The organism is Micromonospora sp. WMMC250, from assembly GCF_027460215.1.
GTDB classification, from domain to species: Bacteria; Actinomycetota; Actinomycetes; order Mycobacteriales; family Micromonosporaceae; genus Micromonospora; species Micromonospora taraxaci.
The window spans coordinates 4,007,939-4,028,052 of the sequence record NZ_JAPZBJ010000002.1 but is presented as its reverse complement, the minus strand read 5'-3'; the positions used below and the strand labels follow the sequence as shown (position 1 = coordinate 4,028,052).

At 71.0% G+C, this 20,114-nt stretch carries 19 protein-coding genes; 18 read left to right on the top strand and 1 reads right to left on the bottom strand.

Annotated elements, in window-relative coordinates; translation table 11 throughout:
• The first annotated feature begins 75 nt into the window (after positions 1-75).
• From O3438_RS17910 to ahcY, 14 genes are all read left to right on the top strand, one after another.
• The gene (locus O3438_RS17910) at positions 76-498 is read left to right on the top strand and encodes a YbaB/EbfC family nucleoid-associated protein (RefSeq protein WP_269681042.1); all 423 of its coding nucleotides are present in this window, start codon (positions 76-78) and stop codon (positions 496-498) included.
• Positions 495-827, top strand: coding sequence for a hypothetical protein (locus tag O3438_RS17905; RefSeq protein ID WP_269681041.1), 333 nt, complete (start codon positions 495-497; stop codon positions 825-827). Before O3438_RS17910 ends, O3438_RS17905 begins: the two co-directional genes overlap by 4 nt.
• Before the next feature lie 16 nt (positions 828-843).
• Positions 844-5,250, top strand: coding sequence for a toxin glutamine deamidase domain-containing protein (locus O3438_RS17900; protein ID WP_269681040.1), 4,407 nt, complete (start codon positions 844-846; stop codon positions 5,248-5,250).
• Positions 5,250-5,684, top strand: a complete 435-nt coding sequence (locus O3438_RS17895) for a hypothetical protein (RefSeq protein ID WP_269681039.1) — start codon at positions 5,250-5,252, stop codon at positions 5,682-5,684. The genes O3438_RS17900 and O3438_RS17895 overlap by 1 nt, the downstream gene beginning before the upstream one ends.
• Before the next feature lie 68 nt (positions 5,685-5,752).
• A complete protein-coding gene (locus O3438_RS17890) occupies positions 5,753-5,920 on the top strand; it encodes a hypothetical protein (RefSeq protein WP_269681038.1) in 168 nt (55 codons plus the stop codon).
• Positions 5,921-5,929: 9 nt separating this feature from the next.
• Complete coding sequence (locus O3438_RS17885) at positions 5,930-6,229, top strand: hypothetical protein (protein ID WP_269681037.1); 300 nt, start codon at positions 5,930-5,932, stop codon at positions 6,227-6,229.
• A gap of 236 nt (positions 6,230-6,465) precedes the next feature.
• Positions 6,466-7,155, top strand: coding sequence for a deoxyribonuclease V (nfi, locus tag O3438_RS17880; protein ID WP_442929728.1), 690 nt, complete (start codon positions 6,466-6,468; stop codon positions 7,153-7,155).
• Between the two features lie 424 nt (positions 7,156-7,579).
• Complete coding sequence (locus tag O3438_RS17875) at positions 7,580-8,620, top strand: hypothetical protein (protein WP_269681035.1); 1,041 nt, start codon at positions 7,580-7,582, stop codon at positions 8,618-8,620.
• A gap of 70 nt (positions 8,621-8,690) precedes the next feature.
• Entirely contained in the window at positions 8,691-10,076 is a 1,386-nt protein-coding gene (locus O3438_RS17870; protein WP_269681034.1) for a phosphomannomutase/phosphoglucomutase, read from the top strand.
• 61 nt (positions 10,077-10,137) lie between these two features.
• On the top strand, positions 10,138-10,326 hold the full coding sequence (locus O3438_RS17865; RefSeq protein WP_088986235.1) for a Trm112 family protein: 189 nt from the start codon (positions 10,138-10,140) through the stop codon (positions 10,324-10,326).
• Positions 10,323-11,519: an SIS domain-containing protein gene (locus O3438_RS17860; RefSeq protein WP_269681033.1), complete on the top strand. Its 1,197-nt coding sequence runs from the start codon at positions 10,323-10,325 to the stop codon at positions 11,517-11,519. The genes O3438_RS17865 and O3438_RS17860 overlap by 4 nt, the downstream gene beginning before the upstream one ends.
• A gap of 67 nt (positions 11,520-11,586) precedes the next feature.
• Positions 11,587-12,594 carry a cation diffusion facilitator family transporter gene (locus O3438_RS17855; protein ID WP_269681032.1) on the top strand — a complete coding sequence of 336 codons (1,008 nt, stop codon included), beginning with the start codon at positions 11,587-11,589 and terminating at the stop codon, positions 12,592-12,594.
• A 3-nt stretch (positions 12,595-12,597) separates the two neighbouring features.
• Positions 12,598-13,761, top strand: coding sequence for a mannose-6-phosphate isomerase, class I (gene manA, locus O3438_RS17850; RefSeq protein ID WP_269681031.1), 1,164 nt, complete (start codon positions 12,598-12,600; stop codon positions 13,759-13,761).
• A gap of 278 nt (positions 13,762-14,039) precedes the next feature.
• A complete protein-coding gene (gene ahcY / locus O3438_RS17845) occupies positions 14,040-15,539 on the top strand; it encodes an adenosylhomocysteinase (protein WP_269681030.1) in 1,500 nt (499 codons plus the stop codon).
• 64 nt (positions 15,540-15,603) lie between these two features.
• Here ahcY and O3438_RS17840 read toward each other — a convergent pair whose 3' ends face one another.
• Positions 15,604-15,762: a hypothetical protein gene (locus tag O3438_RS17840; RefSeq protein WP_167524990.1), complete on the bottom strand. Its 159-nt coding sequence runs from the start codon at positions 15,760-15,762 to the stop codon at positions 15,604-15,606.
• 168 nt (positions 15,763-15,930) lie between these two features.
• Here O3438_RS17840 and efeU point away from each other — a divergent pair, with 168 nt between their 5' ends.
• The 4 genes from efeU to mtrA all read left to right on the top strand — a co-directional run bounded on the left by efeU (position 15,931) and on the right by mtrA (position 20,106).
• Positions 15,931-16,833 carry an iron uptake transporter permease EfeU gene (gene efeU, locus O3438_RS17835; RefSeq protein WP_269681029.1) on the top strand — a complete coding sequence of 301 codons (903 nt, stop codon included), beginning with the start codon at positions 15,931-15,933 and terminating at the stop codon, positions 16,831-16,833.
• 22 nt (positions 16,834-16,855) lie between these two features.
• Positions 16,856-17,989, top strand: coding sequence for an iron uptake system protein EfeO (gene efeO / locus O3438_RS17830; protein WP_269681028.1), 1,134 nt, complete (start codon positions 16,856-16,858; stop codon positions 17,987-17,989).
• 19 nt (positions 17,990-18,008) lie between these two features.
• Positions 18,009-19,286 carry an iron uptake transporter deferrochelatase/peroxidase subunit gene (gene efeB, locus O3438_RS17825; RefSeq protein WP_269681027.1) on the top strand — a complete coding sequence of 426 codons (1,278 nt, stop codon included), beginning with the start codon at positions 18,009-18,011 and terminating at the stop codon, positions 19,284-19,286.
• Positions 19,287-19,416: 130 nt separating this feature from the next.
• Entirely contained in the window at positions 19,417-20,106 is a 690-nt protein-coding gene (gene mtrA / locus O3438_RS17820; RefSeq protein WP_088986230.1) for an MtrAB system response regulator MtrA, read from the top strand.
• The last annotated feature ends 8 nt before the right edge of the window (positions 20,107-20,114 follow it).

Below are 20,114 nucleotides of genomic sequence, written 5' to 3'. Positions count from 1 at the left end.
TGAAACTACCGGACTACACGGATCGATGGCAGCCGGTATGGTGCGGTTCTACCGACGGTGACGGGAGGAGTGGCGGTGAGCGAACAGGTGGACCGGCACACCAACCGCGAGCTACGAGCCCGATTCGACGACGTGTACGGGCAATACCAGCAGCTCAGGTCCGGTTTGGACAACCTGCAGACACGGCTCGCCGAGCTTCGGGTGACCCGACGGTCGGCCGACGGTCAGGTCACCGCCACAGTGGGCGCTCGCGGCGAGTTGGTCCAGGTTGAGCTGGCGTCGACCGTCTACCGCGAGCGCGACGCCGCGGCACTCGGCCGAAAAATCACCGAAACGGTCCGCGCTGCCGCGACCGCCGCCGCCGACGCCACCCGCGACCTCGTCGCCGAGAGCATGCCGGCCGGATCGGGCTCGGTGGAGTTCCTCCGCACCGGTGACTACGCGGCCCTGCTCGGCCGCGCCGACGCGGTGCTCGGCAGGCGTGAGGTGAAGGAATGACCGACGGTCAGCTCTGGCTCGATCCGTCCCGGGCGCGTCGGGGTGGTGCCGACCTGGGGCTCGCCGGCGAGGCGGTGACGGCCCGCCGAGCGGCCGAGGGTGGGGCGATCGAGACCGCCAGCGGTGCGAGACCGTGGGGCCGCGACGACATCGGTGCCGCGTTCGAGCGCAACTACCGCGAGATCGAGCAGACCGTCATGCGGGCCTGGGCGGGTGTCGGGCACCGGCTCACCGAGCTGGGTGGCGACGTGGTGCGCGCGGTCGACGCGAGCGTGCAGACCGACGGGGCCAACGCCGCCCGCCTCGGCCGGCTCACCGACCAGCCCTGACGGCCTGGGAGACCCGATGAGCGTGCTGCCCAGCCCGATTCCGCACCCACTGGACCTCGCACTCTGGGACGTTCCAGGCTGGATCTACGAGGCCCTCGACTGGGTGGTCGGTGTGCAGTGGCCGGAGGGCGACGAGCGGGCCGTCTGGGACGTCGCCGACCGGTGGTACGACGTCGCGTCCGTGCTCGCCGGCCCGCAGACCGACGCCGCCGCGGCCGCCGTCGAGGTGCGCAACGGCTACGGCGGGGTCGGGGCCGTCGACGCCGCATTCGAGGCTGCCTGGCGAGGCATCGCCGAGAACCCCGACGCCCCACTGCCCGTGCTGCTCGCGGTCGCCGCCGACCTCGGCCGGCTGGTCGAGGAATGCGGGTGCGACATCGAGGGCGCCAAGCTCGAAGTCTGGATCGAACTGGGCATCCTGGTCATCGAGCTGCTCTCGGTGGCGGTAGTGGCGGTGCTGACCGCCGGTGCCGCCACCCCGGCCGCTGGCGCGGCGATCGGCGCGACGCGGCTGCTGGTCCAACAGATCATCAAGCGGCTGATGAGTCAACTGGCCAGCAAGTCCCTCAAACACGGGCTCCGGGAGGCCGGCGAGCGAGCCGCCAAGGAGGTCACCCGGGACGGGGTGCGAGGGCTCGCCAAGCGGGCCGCCCGCGAAGGGCTGGAAGAGGCCGCGGAGGAGAGCGGCGTCACGCTGGCCACCCAGGCGTACCAAAACTCCACCGGGCGGGCGCACGGCCTGGACCTGACCGACCTCGGTGCGTCGGCGGTCGGCGGGCTCGCCGGCGGGGCGGTCGCGCCGCTCGCCGGGCTCGGCCGGCACGCGACGGGGCGAGCGGCCCGAGTCGGTGAACACCTGGGGCGGGAGATGACCGGCGAGGTGCTCGCCGACAGCGCTGCCAGCCTGGCCACCGGCCAGGGTCTGACGTCGGTGGAGGACGTGGCACGCGCCGCCGCGTCCGGAGCCACCGGTTCGGTGACCGGCCAGACCGACCACGCGCTACGCGCCCGGCTCGACGCACAGACCAACGCCCTCGCCGGGGCCTCAATCGTCGGCCCGTCACTGCCGTCCGTGGCGGCGCTCGGGTCCCCTTCTTCCGGGGCGAGTTCGGCTGGAATGTCTGCGGTCGTTCCGGTGCAGGCCACACCGGCGAACGACGTGGCCCCGCTACGCGCCGACCCGCAGGCTGTCGCCGACGTGCACGTCTCGGCGTCCCCGACGGTGGATGCCAGTTCCGGCGTGGACGCCGTCGACGGTCCGCTGCGCGCACCCGAACCGATGTCGTCGACGAACGCACCTTCCCTGACGGACGCGGCCATCGCAGAACCGGTCGCGGCCGGTCAGACACTGCCTACGGTGGCTGCTGATCCGGCGCTGCCTACGGTGGCTGCTGACTCGGTGCTGTCGTCGGTGGACGCCGCCCGAGCGCCGCAGGTAGCAGCCGATCCGTCGCTGTCCCCGATGGACGCCGGCTCGAAACTGCCGCAGGTGGTAACCGACCCGGCGCTGCCGCCGGTGGCCGCTGATCCGACGCTGTCGTCGGTGGCAACCGATCCGAGGCTGTCGTCGGTGGCAACCGATCCGACGCTGTCGTCGGTGGCAACCGATCCGAGGCTGTCGTCGGTGGCCGGTGATTCGAGGCTGTCGTCGGTTGCCGCGCCCGTGGCGGGCACCGTCGAGCCGGTCGGTGGGCCGGCCACCGGTGTCACGCCGAGCCAGCCCGCGAGCCCACCGCACACCGCCGGACCGGTCGCCTGGTCCCCGTCGACCGGCGCGCCCACACCGACCACCACCCCCGGCGCGATGCTGCCGGGCGCCACCGCTGCCCCACTGGTCGGAACGACTCCGACAGTGATGGGCCGTTCCGCCGTACCGTCCCGCGCGACCACACCGGCCCCAGCACCCGAGCATCCGGCCCGGGGCAGGGCGTCGATCCCCCTCGACCTGGTCTTCGGCGACCCGGTCGTGTCGGCGACGGAGACCGACGACTTCTACGCCGCGCAGTGGGCAGCCGAGGCCGAAGCCGCCGAGCGGCGGCGGTACCAGGGCCACTACGAGTCGCAGCGGACCGGCTACGAGCACAACCGCCGCCAGGCAGAGGCAACCCGGCTGCGCGCCCGGGCCGCGGAGCACGATCGCAGGGCAATCGAGTACGCCACCTACGCCCGACAGTTGCACCAGGCAGGTCACCGGCAGTGGGCCGACGGCTGGCAGCGGGCCGCGAACGACGAAGCACGCGCGTACGCGCAATGGCGTGACCTGGCAGACGCGGTGCTCGCCGGCACCACGGCACCGCCGGTCGTGGACATCGACGCCGCCACCTTCGAACACGCCAACCGGGACGTGGGCGCGCTCGCGCTCGGCGCGGTGGAGACCTCCGGCCCGTCCCGGCTCACCGGCGACGACAATCCTCCACCGATCGACGACTCCCGGCCGTACGGGCAGCCCGGAGGGCTTCGCCCGCCGCTCGCCCTGCACCAGGTCGACGTCGAACGGCAAATGCCCCGCGAGTCGGACGGCACCATCACCCGCACCGCCGACCCCCGTCGGGGCGGTTGGTTCCGGCTCCTCAACGACGGAGGTCCCGCCGCCGACGCCACCCGGGGCATCAACTGCCTGGACTGCACGCTGTCGTTGTTCGAGACCTGGGTCCACGGGCGGCCCCGGGTGTCCGCGCCCCGCACCTTCGACGGCTACCTGGACGGTGACATCCGTCGACCCATCCGCGGCGAGGCCGGCGGCCCAGGCCGGGTCGAGGACATCACCGGAGGGCGCTTCCAGCAACTCCTCGCCCCGGCCGACCAGCGCACGTACGCCGAGCAGGCACGGCAGGCGGCCGACCGCGGGTACCGCAACCTGCGGGACCAACTGCTCCTCGGCGGCCACGGCAGTTACGCGTTCCTGGTCACCGAGTGGGCGCACGGCGGTTCGCACGCCTGGGTGGCGCTCAACCAGAACGGCACGGTCCTCTACGTCGACCCGCAGACCGGCGTGGTCCGGGACCGGCCGTTGTACCCCGACGTGGTCGGCATCGACGCGCTGGTGCTGGGCGGCGACGGCCGACCAATGCCGCTCGGCGGGCTGCCCCGGGGCCGCTTCAGCGAGCGGCCGGACCTCCCGGACCACCCGCCGACGTACGACAGCGGCGGCCACGGCGACCCGTACGTCAATCGGATGTACCTGCTCCTGGACGGCCCTGGCTCAGCGTCGCCCTCGCCGGGCGGGGAGCCCATCGACGCCTCGTCCAGCACTGACCGGGGCCAACCCTCCCCGAGCGTTGGCCCGACCGGCGTCATCTTGGCGGCCGGCAGCCTGGATGAGATCTTCGCGGCTGGAGTGAGTCCGGCCGAGTTCGCGACAGCGGCCGACCCATCGGCGCTCCGTCGTCTACAGCCGGATCTGGACGAGGCGTCGGCTCGGGATGTTGCGCGGCTCTTTGCCGACAGCCGGGTCCGCGACATGCTCGACCGCGCCTACCGGCAGCCACCCGCGAACGAACCGGACCTTGCCAGGCACCTGACCAGGCAGTTGATGCGGCGCCCGGATCTGGCACGGTTGATCCTGTCGACACCCGAACTGGCGAACTCCCTGACCGCGCGCCCGATGACCCTCTACCACCTGGCCGATCATCAACAGGCCATCGACGTCCTCGCGGAGGTGGTGGACGACGTCGCCCAGCAGAGTGCTGTGGGGCTGGAGGCGGCGACCGACAACGAAGCGGACCAGCCACAGCCGACACCGCTCACAGATGAGCAGCGGCGGATCAGCGCGAGCATCCAACTGCCGGATGATCCGGTGACCCAGCCGGGATTCGACAAGCGTCGTCAGGCTGACCCCTCTTATCGCGAGCATTACCTGAACGGCCTCTACGCGGCAGCCGTCGTTGCGCAGGCGGAGCTGAACCAGTTGGCAGTGTCCCTGGCCCAGGTGGGTGATCACCGTGTCGGTGAGCCCGGCTGGCGTTCGCAACCAAAGGACCGCCGTCGAGCCGAGGACAAGGTGGACAAGCACCAGGGCGATTCGTCCAAGTTGCTCGACCTGGCGGCGGCCAAAGTCGAGTTCCGGAGCCTTCAAGACCTCTACGCGGCGCTCGAACGGCTGCGTGACCACCCTGCTGCGGTGATCAGAGGCTATGACGATCGCTTCATCTCGCCGCGGGACAGCGGTTACCGCGATGTGCAGCTAGTGCTCCAGATGAGCAACGGGCATCTAGCTGAGTTCCGACTGCACCTGGAGGCCCTCGACGCGGTTGCCGTTTGGGAGCATGTGCTTTACGAGGTGCGTCGCGACGTGGAAGCCCTCGCTGGGATCGGGGGCCGAACCTTGACGGCAAGCGAGCGAGCAATCACAGCGGGCATCCGTCGTCGCGAGCAGCAACTGTTCTGGCAGGCACTGCAGTCAACTTTCGAGGGGAATGCCTGATGGCCGAGGGTCTTTCGCTTCCCTCCTATTACCTCTATTACCAGTCTCCTGTGAAGATCGTGGCAACGCCGGATGGGGGCGCCAGAGTGTGGCGTGTATCTATTGACACGGGGGGCTGGCAGGAGGAGAACGAAATCTTCACCGAGATCACCCTCGGTGTGGGCGGCGAAGTTTTTCGTCGTAGCTCTGATGAGTTCGTGCAGGAGGTGGAGCGTTTTCGGGCTCACTACCTCGAAGGTGACGGCCCGATCTTCGCGCTTTACGAGACGGTGCAGGCGGTCAGGGATGTGGCGAAGGCCGAAGACCGACACCTCACGACAAAGGAGCGAGCACTTATTCACGGGATCCGGAAGCGGACGTTCGTGATGTTCGAGGAGCAGCTCCGCGCGGCCGGTGACCTCGGCGCGGACCCGGATATCGCGAGAGTGGAGTAGGCGTTGCTCCGCGAGTGCATCTATGAGAGGCAGGGCCGGTGACGGCCGAAGGGTCGGATGCTCGCTTGGTGCGGGCGGGGGAGCGTTACGAGCAGGCGGTCTTCGGCGGTGACGCGAAGTCGTTGGACGAGGCGGCCGGGCTCGCGGCCGGTAGCGGTGCCTACGGGGTCGGCCGGTGGATCGAGGCGGCCCGGTCAGTGGGCAGGGTGGGCGTGGAATTTGGTCTGTCGGAATAAGATCGACGCATGGCGAGATCCGGCTCAAAGAGCACCTGGTCCACTCTCTGGGCATGGCCGGTTGGCATAGCGATCGGTTTGGCGATCGGCATCCCCGTGTTCGGCGCGAAGGGCGGGGTGGCGTTCGGCGTCGCCCTGGGGGTTGCCTTCGCGGTCGGCCTCGGCGTGATCAGAAATCGCCGGAAGCCCTCCGTCGAGGATGCCCCGGCAGATCCATCCACCCAGGACAACCCCGGCAATCAGTCAATCAAGGGTGAAACGGGCGGTAGCGCCTCTGCCGTCGGCACCGACGGCTGGCACCGACCGTGATCGACTCCGGTTCTCCGAAAACGGGGTATCCACGGCTGCGGGATACCCCGGTTTCGGCGAAACGGAGTCGATCACGGTCGGCGGGGGCCGCAGGGCCGGCAGGGTCGGAGGGGGACGCAGGGCCGGCAGGGTCGGAGGGGGCCGCAGGGCCGGCACGGTCGGAAGGGGGCGCACTGCCGGCAGGGTCGGAGGGGGGCGCAGGGCCGGCACGCCCGGCGACGGCCGGGGGACAGGAGATCGGCACTCAGCCGGTGGGGCCGGGCAGTGTGGCGGAGGCGGTGGCCGTACAGGAGGAGTTGCGGCCGCTGGTCGACCTGGTCGGGCCGGGGCCGAGCGCACCTGCGACGGTGGCCGGCCTGGATGTCGCGTACTCCCAGGGTGGTGACCTTCTGGCGGCGGCCGTGACGGTGCTGGACGCCCGGACGTTGGAGGTGGTTGATTCCGCGGTCAGCGTGGGACGGCCCGCGTTCGACTATGTGCCGGGGTTGTTCGCGTTCCGTGAGTTGCCCGCGCTGCTCGCCGCGCTGGACCGCCTGACCGTGGTGCCGGACCTGTTGGTCTGCGACGGGCACGGTCTCGCCCATCCGCGTCGGTTCGGTCTCGCCTGTCACCTCGGGGTGGTCACCGGGCTGCCCGCGATCGGGGTGGGGAAGACGCCACTGGTCGGGACGTGGGATCCGCCGGCCGACCAGCGGGGTGCCTGGTCGCCGCTCCGCGACGGCGGCGACGTCGTCGGCCGGGTGCTGCGGACCCAGGACGGCGTGAAGCCGGTCTTCGTCAGCGTCGGGCATCGGATGAGCCTGGAGAACGCGACCGCGCAGGTGCTCGCGTTGACCCCGCGCTACCGGCTGCCGGAGACCACCCGCACCGCCGACCGCCTCAGCCGCGACGCCCTCGCCGAGGCCCAGGCCCGACAAGTCGACTGACCCTGCCCGAACGCCCGCGCGGGCTGAACCGAGCGCCAGCGTGCGGCAGGCCCCCGACCGCGCCCGAGCGCGCACAGCGCAGGCCGACCCACCCTGCCCGAGCGCGCACAGCGCGGGGCGACCCACCCTGCCCGAGCGCGCACAGCGCGGGGCGACCCGCCCGCGCCCGAGCGCGCACAGCGCAGGCCGACCTACCCTGCCCGAGCGCGCACAGCGCAGGCCGACCCACCCTGCCCGAGCGTGCCCTCCACATGCGGCGAACTGCGGCGATGCTGATCCTCTCCGCAGGTCGACGGGCCGGGTCGCAAACGGGGTCGTAAACCGTAACGCCGCGCACATCCGGGCCGCTCTATGACCGGCGGCCCTGATGGGCCGGTAGTAGCCTGTCCCGCGGACCCCACCCGGGGAGAACGGCGAGGTGATCATGACGGTGCGTCGACGCACGACGCGACTCGCGGCGGTCTGCGCTCTGGTGGGCGGCCTGGTGCTGCTCGGCGCGTCGCCGGCGTCTGCCGACAGCGACGTGGTCCGGGTCGGTGCGGCCAGCAGCTTCGCCGCCGGTGGTTCGCCGCAGGGGGTGAACGTCGCGGTCCGCAAGCGCACCGACGGGTGCGTTCTGCTGCGTACGGCGTTGGGTCTGCGTCTCGAAGGTCTTCAGCCGGACCAGGTGACTGTCGAGGTCGCTGCGGACGGGCGCTGGCTTCCGGTGGGCGTGTCGGGCAGCAGTGGCACGGTGCAGACCGCGCAGACGTCGCCCGCGAAGCCGAGGCTGTGCAAGGGCAAGGGGATCACGGTGCGGTACCGGGTGGCGATCGCCGCGGGCGCCCCCGGGGGGCGGCTCGTCGTGACCGGCGTCGGCCTCAGCGCCGAGGGGCAGACGTTGGGTAGCCACAGCGACGCGGCCCGGGTGACCGGTGCGCGGGTGACCCCGTCGCCGACGCCGTCGAAGACGGCATCCCCCACCCCGACTCCCACCGACGTCGCGACGGTCGACGAGGCGGTGGATCCGGCAGCCCTGGTGTCCAACGCGCCGGACACCAAGCCGGTTGCCGCGGAGTCGTCCGGCGGAGGGTCACCGGTGATGTTCTTCGGCATCGTGATGGTGGCTGTCGGTCTGCTGCTCGTCGTGTTGCTGTTGCGTCGGTCGCGGCAGGACCGCAAGCCGTCCGACGAGTCGCCGGCCGCGCTGCCGGGCAACCCCGGCGGCACCACCTACCGCGCCGGTGGTGGGCTCCTGGCCGCGCCCGGTCGCCCAGGTCAGGTGTACGGCCAGCAGCCTCCAGCTCCGAGCTGGGGGGCGGTGCCGTCGCCGCGACCCGCCACCGGTGGGGTCTACGGTGCACCGTCGGCCGGTGCCGGTGCGGTGCCGGATGCGACGCAGCCGATGCCTGGCGGGCCGCAAACCGGGAAGCCGCCCACCGACGAGGGCGGCCACACGGTCTTCATTCCTCGGCTCCCCAGCTGAGCGAGGCACGAACCGGTGCCTCCGTTAGGCTCAGGATCGGTGTCTTATTTGCGGCCAAGGAGTGGAACACGTGTCTGATCTGTCCCAGATCGTTAAGGCGTACGACGTTCGAGGGACGGTACCGGACCAGTGGGACGAACGAGCCGCCGAGGCGCTCGGGGCGGCGTTCACCCAACTGCTCGACTCCACCGACGAGCCGGGCCACGCTGTTGTCGTCGGGTACGACATGCGGGCCACCTCGCCCGGGCTGGCCGCCGCGTTCGCCGCCGGCGTACGGGCCGAGGGGCGCTCGGTGATCGAGATCGGACTCGCCTCCACCGACCTGCTCTACTTCGCCTCCGGCTCGCTCGACCTTCCCGGCGCGATGTTCACGGCCAGCCACAACCCCGCGCAGTACAACGGCATCAAGATGTGCCGTTCCGGTGCCCGTCCAATCGGGCAGGAGAGCGGTCTGGCGGAGATCCGGGACCGGGCCCAGGCCCTTCTGGACTCCGGCGAAGCGCGTCCGGCCGGTGAGCCGACCCGGCCGGCCGAGCGGCGTGACCTGCTCCCCGAGTACGCCGGTTACCTGCGCAAGCTGGTGGACCTCTCGGGCATCCGGCCGTTGAAGGTGGTCGTCGACGCCGGTAACGGGATGGGTGGCTTCACCGTCCCGACCGTGCTGGGTGACGCCGCCCTGTCACCGCTGCCGCTGGAGATCGTGCCGCTCTACTTCGAGTTGGACGGCAGCTTCCCCAACCACGAGGCCAACCCGTTGGACCCGGCGAACCTGGTCGACCTCCAGCGCGCGGTCGTGGAGCACGGAGCCGACATCGGGCTGGCGTTCGACGGCGACGCCGACCGGTGCTTCGTGGTGGACGAGCGGGGTGAGCCGGTCTCACCGTCGGCGATCACCGCGCTGGTCGCCGCGCGTGAGCTGGCCAAGCACCCGGGTTCCACGGTGATCCACGGCCTGATCACCTCCAGCGCGGTCGCGGAGATCATCCGTGAGCACGGCGGGCAGCCGGTGGTCGCCCGGGTCGGGCACTCCTTCATCAAGGCGGAGATGGCCCGCACCAACGCCGTCTTCGGCGGCGAGCACTCCGCGCACTACTACTTCCGCGACTTCTGGTTCGCCGACACCGGCATGCTCGCGGCGATGCACACCCTGGCGGCGTTGGGCGAGCAGTCGCTGCCGCTGTCCGTGTTCGCCGGCGAGTACGAGCGCTACATCGCCTCCGGCGAGATCAACTCGACGGTGACCGACCAGGCGGCGGCGGTGGCCGAGGTGCGGGCCGCGTACCCCGACGCGGTGGCCGACGAGATGGACGGGCTCACCCTGCGCTTCCCCGACGGCGCCTGGTTCAACCTGCGTGCGTCCAACACGGAGCCGCTGCTGCGTCTCAACGTCGAGGCGCCCTCCCGTGATCGGATGGTCTCGCTCCGGGACGACGTGCTCGACCGCGTTCGCCGATAAGATCGCCTGCGCCGGTCGGCACCGCCGTCGGTGAAGCCGCACACGTGGAAGGAGCCGTGCCATGGCCCTGGATCCGCAGTTGCTCGAGATTCTCGCCTGTCCGGACACGCACCACGCCCCGCTCACCTACGATGCCGAGGCGCAGACGTTGACCTGCACGGAGTGCGGCCGGATCTTCGAGGTCCGTGACGACGTGCCGGTGCTGCTGCTCGACGAGGCGCGCGGCGGCCCTGGAGGGCAGCCCTCATGATCGACGGTACGGCCGGGGTCAGCGGACGTCGCGACGCCGACGAGGCCCTGCTCGACAACCCGGAGGCGCTGGCCGAGCACGATCCGGGCGGGATGCTCCGGCACACGGCGTCGGCCGGCGCGCAGGTGCGCGAGAGCGCCGCCCTGGCCGCCGAGGCGAACCTGTCGGTGCTCGCCGACGACGGGCGGCCCCGGGCCGTGGTCATCGCCGGCATCGGCACGGCGGGGCGTACCGGTGACGTGCTGGCCACTGTCGCCGGACCTCGCTGCCCGGTCCCGGTCATCGCGCACCGCAGCGCGGGCGTGCCCGGCTGGGTGGGCGCGGCCGACGTGGTGATCGCGGTGAGCGCGTCGGGCCGCAGCCCGGAGGCCCTCGGCGCGGCGGAGGCCGCGCACCGGCGCGGTGCCCGACTGGTCGCCGTGGGCGCCCCCGACTCGCAGTTGCAGTCGATCGCCGAGCAGGCCCGGGCGCCGTTCATCCCGGTGCCCCGGCGTGCGCCGGCGCGGGCCAGCCTCTGGGCGCTCACCGTGCCGGTCCTGCTCGCCGCCCGTTCCCTCGGGCTCGTGAAGGTCAACGAGGCGGACCTGGCGGAGACCGCGGCCCGACTGGACGCGGACGCCGACCGCTGTCGGTCCGCCGCGGAGTCGTTCGTCAACCCGGCCAAGTCGCTGGCCCTGGGGCTGGCCGGGTCGATTCCGATCGTCTGGGGTTCGTCCCCGCTGGCGACGGTGGCCGCCCGCCGGTTCGGCGACACCCTGTCCGCCAACGCCCGCTACCCGGTGGTCACCGGGGCGCTGGGTGAGGCCGGTCGGGGCCGGGTCGGGCTGCTCGACGGTGTCTTCGGCGGCCTGGCCGAGGGGGAGCGCGACATCTTCGCCGACCCGACCGACGACGACGGCGACGGCACCCGGCTGCGGTTGGTGCTGCTGCGTGACGGCGGGCTCAACGCCGAGGACGACACCGACGAACCCTTCGCCGTCGAGGAGCGCCGCGCGGACGCGGTGCAGACCCTCGCCGAGCGTCGCGGTGTGCGGTGCGACGTGGTGACCGCCGAGGGTGGCTCCGCCCTGGAGCGGTTGGCCTCGCTGGTCGCGGTCCCGGATTTCGCCTCGATCTACCTCGCTCTGGCACACGGGTTGGACCCGATGGCCGTTCCGGCCATCACCGAAATGAAGGAGCTGTCGAACCAGTGAACGGACCTCGGGGGCGGCGCGTCATGCGCGGACCGGTCGGCTTCGTGCGGCGAAGCGGAGCGGCGGCATGAGCGCCAACGGTGGGACGAAGGCGATCGTCGCCGCCCTCCTGGCCAACGTCGGCATCGCCGTCACCAAGTTCATTGCGTTCCTGCTTTCCGGCTCTTCGTCGATGTTGGCCGAGGCGGTCCACTCGGTCGCCGACTCCGGCAACCAGGGCCTGCTGCTGCTCGGCGGTAAGCGGGCGAAGCGGGCAGCCACCCCGGAGCATCCGTTCGGGTACGGCCGGGAGCGCTACATCTACGCGTTCATCGTGTCCATCGTGCTGTTCAGCATCGGTGGCCTGTTCGCCCTGTACGAGGCGTACCACAAGTGGCACGACCCGCACGGCATCGAGTCCTGGCACTGGCTGCCGGTGGTGGTGCTCGTGGTGGCGATCGCCATGGAGTCGTTCTCCTTCCGGACCGCCATCAAGGAGTCCAACCACACCCGAGGCAACCAGTCGTGGGTGCGGTTCATCCGCCGGGCCAAGGCGCCGGAGCTGCCGGTGGTGCTGCTGGAGGACTTCGGCGCGCTTGTCGGTCTGGTGTTCGCGCTCTTCGGCGTCGGCATGACGCTGATCACCGGCAACGGCCGCTGGGACGCCGCCGGCACCGCGATGATCGGCATCCTGCTGGTCGTCATCGCCGTCGTGCTGGCCATCGAGACGAAGAGCCTGCTGCTCGGTGAGGGTGCCGAGGCGTCCGAGCTGGCCGCCATCGAGCGGGCCGTCACCGACGGCCCGGAGGTGGAGCGGATCATCCACATGAAGACGCTCTACCTGGGTCCGGAAGAGCTGATGGTGGCTGCCAAGATCGCTGTGCCGGAGTGGGAGAGCGCCCACGACCTGGCGCGCGGGATCAACGCCGTCGAGGCGCGCATCCGCGCGGCGGTGCCGATCGCCCGGGTGATCTACCTGGAGCCGGACGTCTACAGCGTCGCCGCGGCCAACGCCGGCACCGGCGCTGCGGCCGACACCGCCGTGCCGCAGGTCGACGGTGCGTCCGGCGAGGCGGCCGGGCGGGCCGGGGGCTGACACGTGGAGCCGCTGTACGGACCGATCCGCGACTACGCCTGGGGTTCCCGTTCCGCCATCGCGCTCCTTCAGGGGCGGCCGGTACCCAGCGAGGGGCCGGAGGCCGAGCTGTGGTTGGGCGCCCACCCGGGCGCCCCGGCCAGCGTGGCCCGTGCCGGCCTGCGGGTGAGCCTCTGTGACCTGGTGCGGGACGAGCCGGGGCAGTGGCTCGGCCAGCGGGTGTCCGAGCGGTTCGGCAGCCGGTTGCCGTTCCTGCTCAAGGTCCTCGCGGCCGACGCGCCGTTGAGCCTCCAGGCACACCCGGACGCCGAACAGGCCCGGGCCGGTTATGCGGCGGAGGAGGGGCGCCCCGAGGGGGAACGCAACTACTCCGACCCGCACCACAAGCCGGAGTTGCTGGTCGCGCTCACCCCGTTCGAGGCGCTGTGCGGTTTCCGGGACCCGGCGGAGTCGGCCGAGGCGCTCGCCGCGTTCGGCGTACCGGAGTTGACGCCGGTGGTCGCCGCGTTGCGTACCGGGCCGGCGGGTCTGCGCACGGCGGTGCGGACGCTGCTCGGCTGGCCGGTCGCCGACCGCGCCGCGTTGTTGGGTTCCGTGCTGGCCTCGCCGTCCGACGGCCCGGACGCGGAGCTGGTCCACCGGTTGGCCAAGGCGTACCCGGCGGACCCGGGCGCGCTGGTGGCGCTGTTGTTGCACCACGTGCGTCTGGTGCCGGGGGAGGGGATCTGGATGCCGGCCGGCAACCTGCACGCCTACCTGAGTGGCTGTGGTGTGGAGATCATGGCGGCCAGCGACAACGTGTTGCGTGGTGGTCTGACCCCGAAGCGGGTGGACGTCGACGAGTTGCTGCGGGTGCTGCGCTTCGAGGTGCTCGACGATCCGGTGCGCGCCGCGCAGCCGGTGGCCCCGGGTGTGGCCTGGTGGCCCGTGCCGGTGGACGACTTCGCGCTGCACCACGTACGTGTCGACGCGGCTGTGCCCACTGTCACGCTGCCGCTGCCCGGTCCTCGGGTGGTGCTCTGCGGTGGTGGTTCGATCACGGTGGACGATGGCGCCGGGGCGGTGGCGCTCGTGTCCGGCCAGGCGGCGATCGGCACGGCGGCCGGCGAGCCGCTGCGGATCGGCGGCGTCGGGGAGGCGTACGTGGCGACGTCGGGGCTGAGCTGACACCGCAGGGGCACGACACAAGTCCGACTTTTCCGGAATAGCTTGACGTCGCCCTGCCTGAGTGTGACTCTATGAGTACGCAGCGTTATCGCGACGACGGTCCGAGAACGTGCGGGGGAACCAAACCGGGGGGATGCACGGGGCGGGCGGGACGTGGGCGGCTTGGTCTGTCCACCACCGACCGTCCCGTGCGCTGTCCGCGGCCGGTCCCCCGGATGCCCGTCGCCAACGCGCGTAAGGTGGAGGGTCGGCGCAGACATCGTTCGACAGGAGCTTTCATGACCAGCACCCTCCCGGCGGCCGCCAGCGGTACGCCGTCCGAGGCCCGGCCGAGCACGCTCGCCGACGGCGACTTCAAGGTGGCGGATCTGTCGCTCGCGGAGTTCGGGCGCAAGGAGATCCAGCTCGCCGAGCACGAGATGCCCGGCCTGATGGCGATTCGCCGAGAGTTCGCCGAGGCGCAGCCGCTCGCCGGTGCGCGGATCACCGGCTCGCTGCACATGACCATCCAGACCGCCGTCCTGATCGAGACGCTCGTCGCGCTCGGCGCGCAGGTGCGCTGGGCGTCGTGCAACATCTTCTCCACCCAGGACCACGCCGCCGCGGCGATCGTCGTCGGCCCGGACGGCACGCCCGAGGCTCCGGCCGGCGTCCCGGTGTACGCGTGGAAGGGCGAGACCCTCCCGGAGTACTGGTGGTGCACCGAGCAGGTGCTCGCCTGGCCGGACGGGCAGGGCCCGAACATGATCCTCGACGACGGCGGTGACGCCACCCTGCTGGTGCACAAGGGCACCGAGTTCGAGAAGGCCGGGGCGGTCCCGCCGGTCGAGTCGGCCGACTCCGAGGAGTACGCCGTCATCCTCGAGCTGCTGCACCGCTCGCTCGCCGAGGACGGCCAGCGTTGGACCCGGATCTCCGCCGGCATCAAGGGTGTGACCGAGGAGACCACCACCGGCGTGCACCGGCTCTACGAGATGCACCGGGCGGGCACCCTGCTCTTCCCGGCCATCAACGTCAACGACTCGGTGACCAAGAGCAAGTTCGACAACAAGTACGGCTGCCGGCACTCGCTGATCGACGGCATCAACCGCGCCACCGACGTGCTGATCGGCGGCAAGATGGCAGTGGTCATGGGCTACGGCGACGTGGGCAAGGGTTGCGCCGAGTCGCTGCGCGGTCAGGGCGCCCGGGTCGTGGTGACCGAGGTCGACCCGATCTGCGCGTTGCAGGCCGCGATGGACGGTTACCAGGTCGCCACCCTGGACGACGTTGTCGAGCAGGCGGACATCTTCATCACCGCCACCGGCTGCTTCGACGTCATCACCAACGAGCACATGGCCCGGATGAAGCACCAGGCCATCGTCGGCAACATCGGCCACTTCGACAACGAGATCGACATGGCCGGTCTGGCCAAGCGTTCCGACGTGGAGCGGATCAACATCAAGCCGCAGGTCGACCTGTGGCGCTTCGCCGACGGCCACGCCGTCATCGTGCTCTCCGAGGGGCGTCTGCTGAACCTGGGCAACGCGACCGGCCACCCGAGCTTCGTGATGTCGAACTCGTTCGCCAACCAGACGATCGCCCAGATCGAGCTGTTCACGAAGACCGAGGACTACCCGATCGGCGTCTACGTGCTGCCCAAGCACCTGGACGAGAAGGTGGCCCGGCTGCACCTGGGCGCGCTCGGCGCCAAGCTGAGCACGCTGACCAAGGAGCAGGCGGCCTACCTGGGTGTTTCCACGGAGGGTCCGTTCAAGCCGGATCACTACCGCTACTGATCGACGGTTCTCCGACCGGGTCGGCTGTTCGCAGCCGGCCCGGTTCGTCGTATCCGCCGCCCGTTCAGCCGGAGCGGGGGTCGCGCCGGGTGGGGCGGAACCACGTCCAGACGCACCAGACCAGCCACCCGACCGACACGATGGTGGCGAGCGCCCGCATGCGTAGCGCGCTGAGCAGCAGCACCACGGCCAGCACCGTCAGCCACGGCAGGAATCCCTTCACGGCGGGATCCTCCCACAGCCGGCTGTGGGCGATCTGCCTCCCGAAGGGCGAACAGGCTGGTCACGGGGTGAGTGAGCTTGTCGTGAACGACTTGACGCGAGCCGTGAGCGAGAGGAAGGTATGCCTGCCCTAAGTTAGTTGAGGCGTGCCTAATCACTCGGAGCCCGGATGTTCGCCACCTACCTGATCGGCCTGCGGGAAGGCCTGGAAGCCACCCTGGTGGTCAGCATCCTCGTCGCCTTCCTGGTGAAATCGCAGCGCCGGGACCGGTTGCCCCAGGTCTGGGCGGGCGTCGGCCTGGCCGTGGCGCTCTCGGTGCTCTTCGGCTGGCTGATCGAGTACACGTCGACCTCGCTGCTGGCCCGTTCCGAGGACCGGGAGCTGTTCGAGGCGATCACCTCCGTCGCCGCCGTGGTCTTCGTCACCTGGATGATCTTCTGGATGCGTCGGGCCGCCCGGACCATCGCGGGCGAACTGCGGGGCAAGCTCACCGACGCGCTGGCCGTCGGGTCCCTGGCGGTCGCCGGCATGGCCTTCCTCGCGGTGGTCCGCGAAGGGCTGGAGACGGCGTTGATCTTCTACTCGGCAGCCCAGGGAGCCGCCGGCGACAGTGGCCCGCTGCTCGCGTTGATCGGCGGCGTCGTCACCGCCGTGGTCCTCGGCGTGCTGCTCTACGCCAGCGCCGTACGCATCAACCTCAGCACGTTCTTCACCTGGACCGGCGCCCTGTTGATCCTGGTCGCCGCCGGCATCCTCAAGTACGGCGTCCACGACTTCCAGGAGGCCGACGTCCTGCCCGGCCTGAACGACCTGGCCTTCGACATCACCAGCGTGCTCGACCCGACCACCTGGTACGCCCACCTGCTCGCCGGCATGTTCAACGTGACTCCCGCCCCCACGGTGCTGGAGACGATCGCCTGGGTCGCGTACGCCGTACCGGTCCTCCTGCTCTTCCTGCGACCGGCCCGGCGTAAGCCGGTACCCGCCGCCACCACCACCGTCACCGAGCGCGGGGCCGACACCGGCACCGAGGCCGAGGCCGAGGCGGCGTCCACGTCGCCGCGGGCCTGACCCACGAGGAGAGACAGTTCAGATGCGTACCACCCAGTTCTTCGCGCTGGCCGCCGCCGGCGTGCTGGCAACGGCCGGTCTGGCCGCCTGTTCCGACTCCGACAAGGGTGACCCGGCCGCGGCCGGCAGTGCGATCGTGGTCAAGGCCAGCGACACCGCCTGTGAGGTCGGCACGACCGACCTGGACGCCGGCACCGCCACCTTCAAGATCACCAATTCGGGCGCGAAGGTGACCGAGTTCTACGTATACGCCGACGGCGACCGGGTGATGGGCGAGGTGGAGAACATCGCCCCCGGGCTCAGCCGTGAGCTGCACGTCGAGCTGCCGGCCGGCACGTACCAGACGGCCTGCAAGCCGGGGATGAGCGGCAAGGGCATCCGGGGAGCGCTCAAGGTCAGCGGGTCCGCCCAGCCGCTCACCGCCGACGCCGCGTTGGGTGACGCCAGCGCCAACTACCAGCGCTACGTCAAGAGCCAGACCACAGCGCTTCTCGCCAAGACCGAAGAGTTCGTCGCCGCGGTGAAGGCCGGTGACGTCGCGAAGTCCAAGGCGCTCTACCCGGTCGCCCGCACCTACTGGGAGCGGATCGAGCCGGTGGCCGAGATCTTCGGCGACCTCGACCCCAAGATCGATGGCCGCGAGGAGGTCGTCGAGGAGGGGATGGAGTTCACCGGCTTCCACCGCATCGAGAGGGACCTCTGGCAGTCCGGCGACATCAGCAAGGACGGCCCGATCGCCGACCGGCTGCTGGTCGACGTGAAGGAGATCGTGGCCAAGGCCAACGCCGAGAAGCTCTCCCCGCTCCAGCTCGCCAACGGGGCCAAGGAACTGCTCGACGAGGTGGCCAGCGGCAAGATCACCGGTGAGGAGGACCGCTACTCGCACACCGACCTGTGGGACTTCGCCGCCAACCTGGAGGGTTCGAAGGCCGCCGTGTCCGCCCTCCGGCCCGCGTTGCAACAGCGTTCGCCGGAGCTGGTCACGCAGCTCGACACCGAGTTCGCCAACGTGGAGGCGCTGCTCGGCAAGCACCGCGACGGCGACGGGTGGAAGCTGCACACCGCGTTGAGCAAGCCCGAGCTCAAGGAGCTCTCCGACGGGATCAACGCGCTCGCCGAGCCGATCAGCAAGGTCGCCGCGGCCGTCGCGAAGTGACCGGATCTCAGGGGGACAGATGAGCGGGAGCGGGTTGACCCGCCGGCGGGCGATCACGCTCGCCGGCGCCGGGGTGGCCGGGGTCGCCGGTGCGGCGGTCGGCGTGGGGGCGATGGTGAACGGCTCCCACGGCCCGGCCGCAGCGAGCGACCACCCGGCCGGGGCCGTGCCGTTTCACGGTGAGCACCAGGCCGGCATCGTCACCCCGGCGCAGGACCGGCTGCACTTCGTCGCCTTCGACGTGATCACCAAGGACCCGGCCCGGCTGGTCGAGCTGCTCGAAGAGTGGACGGCCGCCGCCGCCCGGATGACGGCCGGCCAGGACGCCGGGGTTCTCGGCGCGGTCGGGGGGATGCCGGAGGCCCCACCGGACGACACCGGTGAGGCGCTCGGTCTGCCTCCCTCGCAGCTCACCCTGACCATCGGCTTCGGCCCGACGCTGTTCCGCGACGCCGACGGTCGGGACCGCTTCGGCATCGCCGACCGGCGGCCCGCCGCCCTCGCCGAGCTGCCGAAGTTCCCGGGCGACGCGTTGCAGCCACAGCTCTCCGGAGGCGACCTCTGCGTGCAGGCCTGCGCCAACGACCCGCAGGTGGCCGTGCACGCGATCCGTAACCTGGCCCGACTCGGCATGGGAGTGGTCAGCGTCCGCTGGTCGCAGCTCGGCTTCGGCCGTACCTCGTCGACCTCCCGGGAGCAGGCCACCGCGCGCAACCTGTTCGGCTTCAAGGACGGGACGGCCAACCTCAAGGCCGAGGACACCGACCTGCTACGCGACCAGTTGTGGGTGCAGCCGGGCGACGGGCCGGACTGGATGGCCGGGGGCTCGTACCTGGTCACCCGCAAGATCCGGATGTTGGTGGAGACCTGGGACCGTACCCCGCTGGCCGAGCAGGAGGAGATCGTCGGGCGGAGCAAGGGCAGCGGTGCTCCGCTCGGCCGGACCGACGAGTTCGACGAGCCGGACTTCGCGGCGCGCGGCGCGGACGGCAAGCCGGTGATCGCCGAGCACGCCCACGTCACGTTGGCCCATCCGAGCCGGAACGGTGGCGCCCAGTTGCTCCGTCGCGGCTACAACTTCGTCGACGGCTCCGACGGCCTCGGACGGCTCGACGCGGGTCTGTTCTTCATCGCCTACCAGCGCGATCCGCGTCGCCAGTTCGTGCCGATCCAGACGCAGTTGGCGCGGCACGACGTGATGAACGAATATCTGCGGCACGTCTCCAGCGGTGTGTTCGCCTGCCCGCCCGGGGTACGTGACGGCGGAGACCACTGGGGGCGGGCGCTCTTCGGCTGACCGCCGTCCGGTTGGCGACAGCGGAAACGGCCGGGGCTGCGGTGGCGCCGGGCGGCGTCGAAGGGGGATCATGTGACAGGCAGGCAGACGCCGGTCCCACCGAACTGAATGAGGATGCAATATTAATCCCATGAGAGCCCGCGTACTGGTGGTCGACGACGACCCCGCGCTCGCCGAGATGCTCGGCATCGTGCTGCGTAGTGAGGGCTTCCTGCCCTCGTTCGTGGCGGACGGCGAGCGGGCGTTGGCCGCATTTCGTGACAGTCGTCCCGATATCGTGCTGCTTGACCTGATGTTGCCCGGAATGAGCGGTATCGACGTTGCCCGGTCGATCCGGGGTGAATCCGGCGTGCCGATCGTCATGCTCACCGCCAAGAGCGACACCGTGGACGTCGTTCTCGGCCTGGAGTCCGGTGCCGACGACTACGTGGTCAAGCCGTTCAAGCCCAAGGAGCTGGTCGCCCGGATGCGGGCCCGCCTGCGCCGAGGCGAGGACGTGGCCCCGGAGATGTTGACCATCGGGCCACCCGACAACCAGATCTCCATCGACGTGCCGGCGCACACCGTCAGTCGCAACGACGAGGAGGTGAAGCTCACGCCGCTGGAGTTCGACCTGCTGGTCGCGCTCGCCCGCAAGCCCCGGCAGGTCTTCACCCGTGAGGTGCTGCTGGAGCAGGTCTGGGGTTACCGGCACGCTGCCGACACCCGGCTGGTCAACGTTCACGTGCAACGGTTGCGCGCCAAGATCGAACCGGACCCGGAGCGCCCGGAAATCATCCTCACCGTGCGGGGCGTGGGCTACAAGGCGGGGACCGGATAGCCTGGTCG

What these genes read in the sequence shown, in the direction of transcription:
- O3438_RS17905 (WP_269681041.1), top strand. Translation starts at nt 495, where the DNA reads ATGACCGACGGTCAGCTCTGGCTCGATCCGTCCCGGGCGCGTCGGGGT.
- O3438_RS17900 (WP_269681040.1), top strand. Translation starts at nt 844, where the DNA reads ATGAGCGTGCTGCCCAGCCCGATTCCGCACCCACTGGACCTCGCACTC.
- O3438_RS17895 (WP_269681039.1), top strand. Translation starts at nt 5,250, where the DNA reads ATGGCCGAGGGTCTTTCGCTTCCCTCCTATTACCTCTATTACCAGTCT.
- O3438_RS17885 (WP_269681037.1), top strand. Translation starts at nt 5,930, where the DNA reads ATGGCGAGATCCGGCTCAAAGAGCACCTGGTCCACTCTCTGGGCATGG.
- O3438_RS17875 (WP_269681035.1), top strand. Translation starts at nt 7,580, where the DNA reads ATGACGGTGCGTCGACGCACGACGCGACTCGCGGCGGTCTGCGCTCTG.
- O3438_RS17865 (WP_088986235.1), top strand. Translation starts at nt 10,138, where the DNA reads ATGGCCCTGGATCCGCAGTTGCTCGAGATTCTCGCCTGTCCGGACACG.
- O3438_RS17860 (WP_269681033.1), top strand. Translation starts at nt 10,323, where the DNA reads ATGATCGACGGTACGGCCGGGGTCAGCGGACGTCGCGACGCCGACGAG.
- O3438_RS17855 (WP_269681032.1), top strand. Translation starts at nt 11,587, where the DNA reads ATGAGCGCCAACGGTGGGACGAAGGCGATCGTCGCCGCCCTCCTGGCC.
- ahcY (WP_269681030.1), top strand. Translation starts at nt 14,040, where the DNA reads ATGACCAGCACCCTCCCGGCGGCCGCCAGCGGTACGCCGTCCGAGGCC.
- efeU (WP_269681029.1), top strand. Translation starts at nt 15,931, where the DNA reads ATGTTCGCCACCTACCTGATCGGCCTGCGGGAAGGCCTGGAAGCCACC.
- efeO (WP_269681028.1), top strand. Translation starts at nt 16,856, where the DNA reads ATGCGTACCACCCAGTTCTTCGCGCTGGCCGCCGCCGGCGTGCTGGCA.
- efeB (WP_269681027.1), top strand. Translation starts at nt 18,009, where the DNA reads ATGAGCGGGAGCGGGTTGACCCGCCGGCGGGCGATCACGCTCGCCGGC.
- mtrA (WP_088986230.1), top strand. Translation starts at nt 19,417, where the DNA reads ATGAGAGCCCGCGTACTGGTGGTCGACGACGACCCCGCGCTCGCCGAG.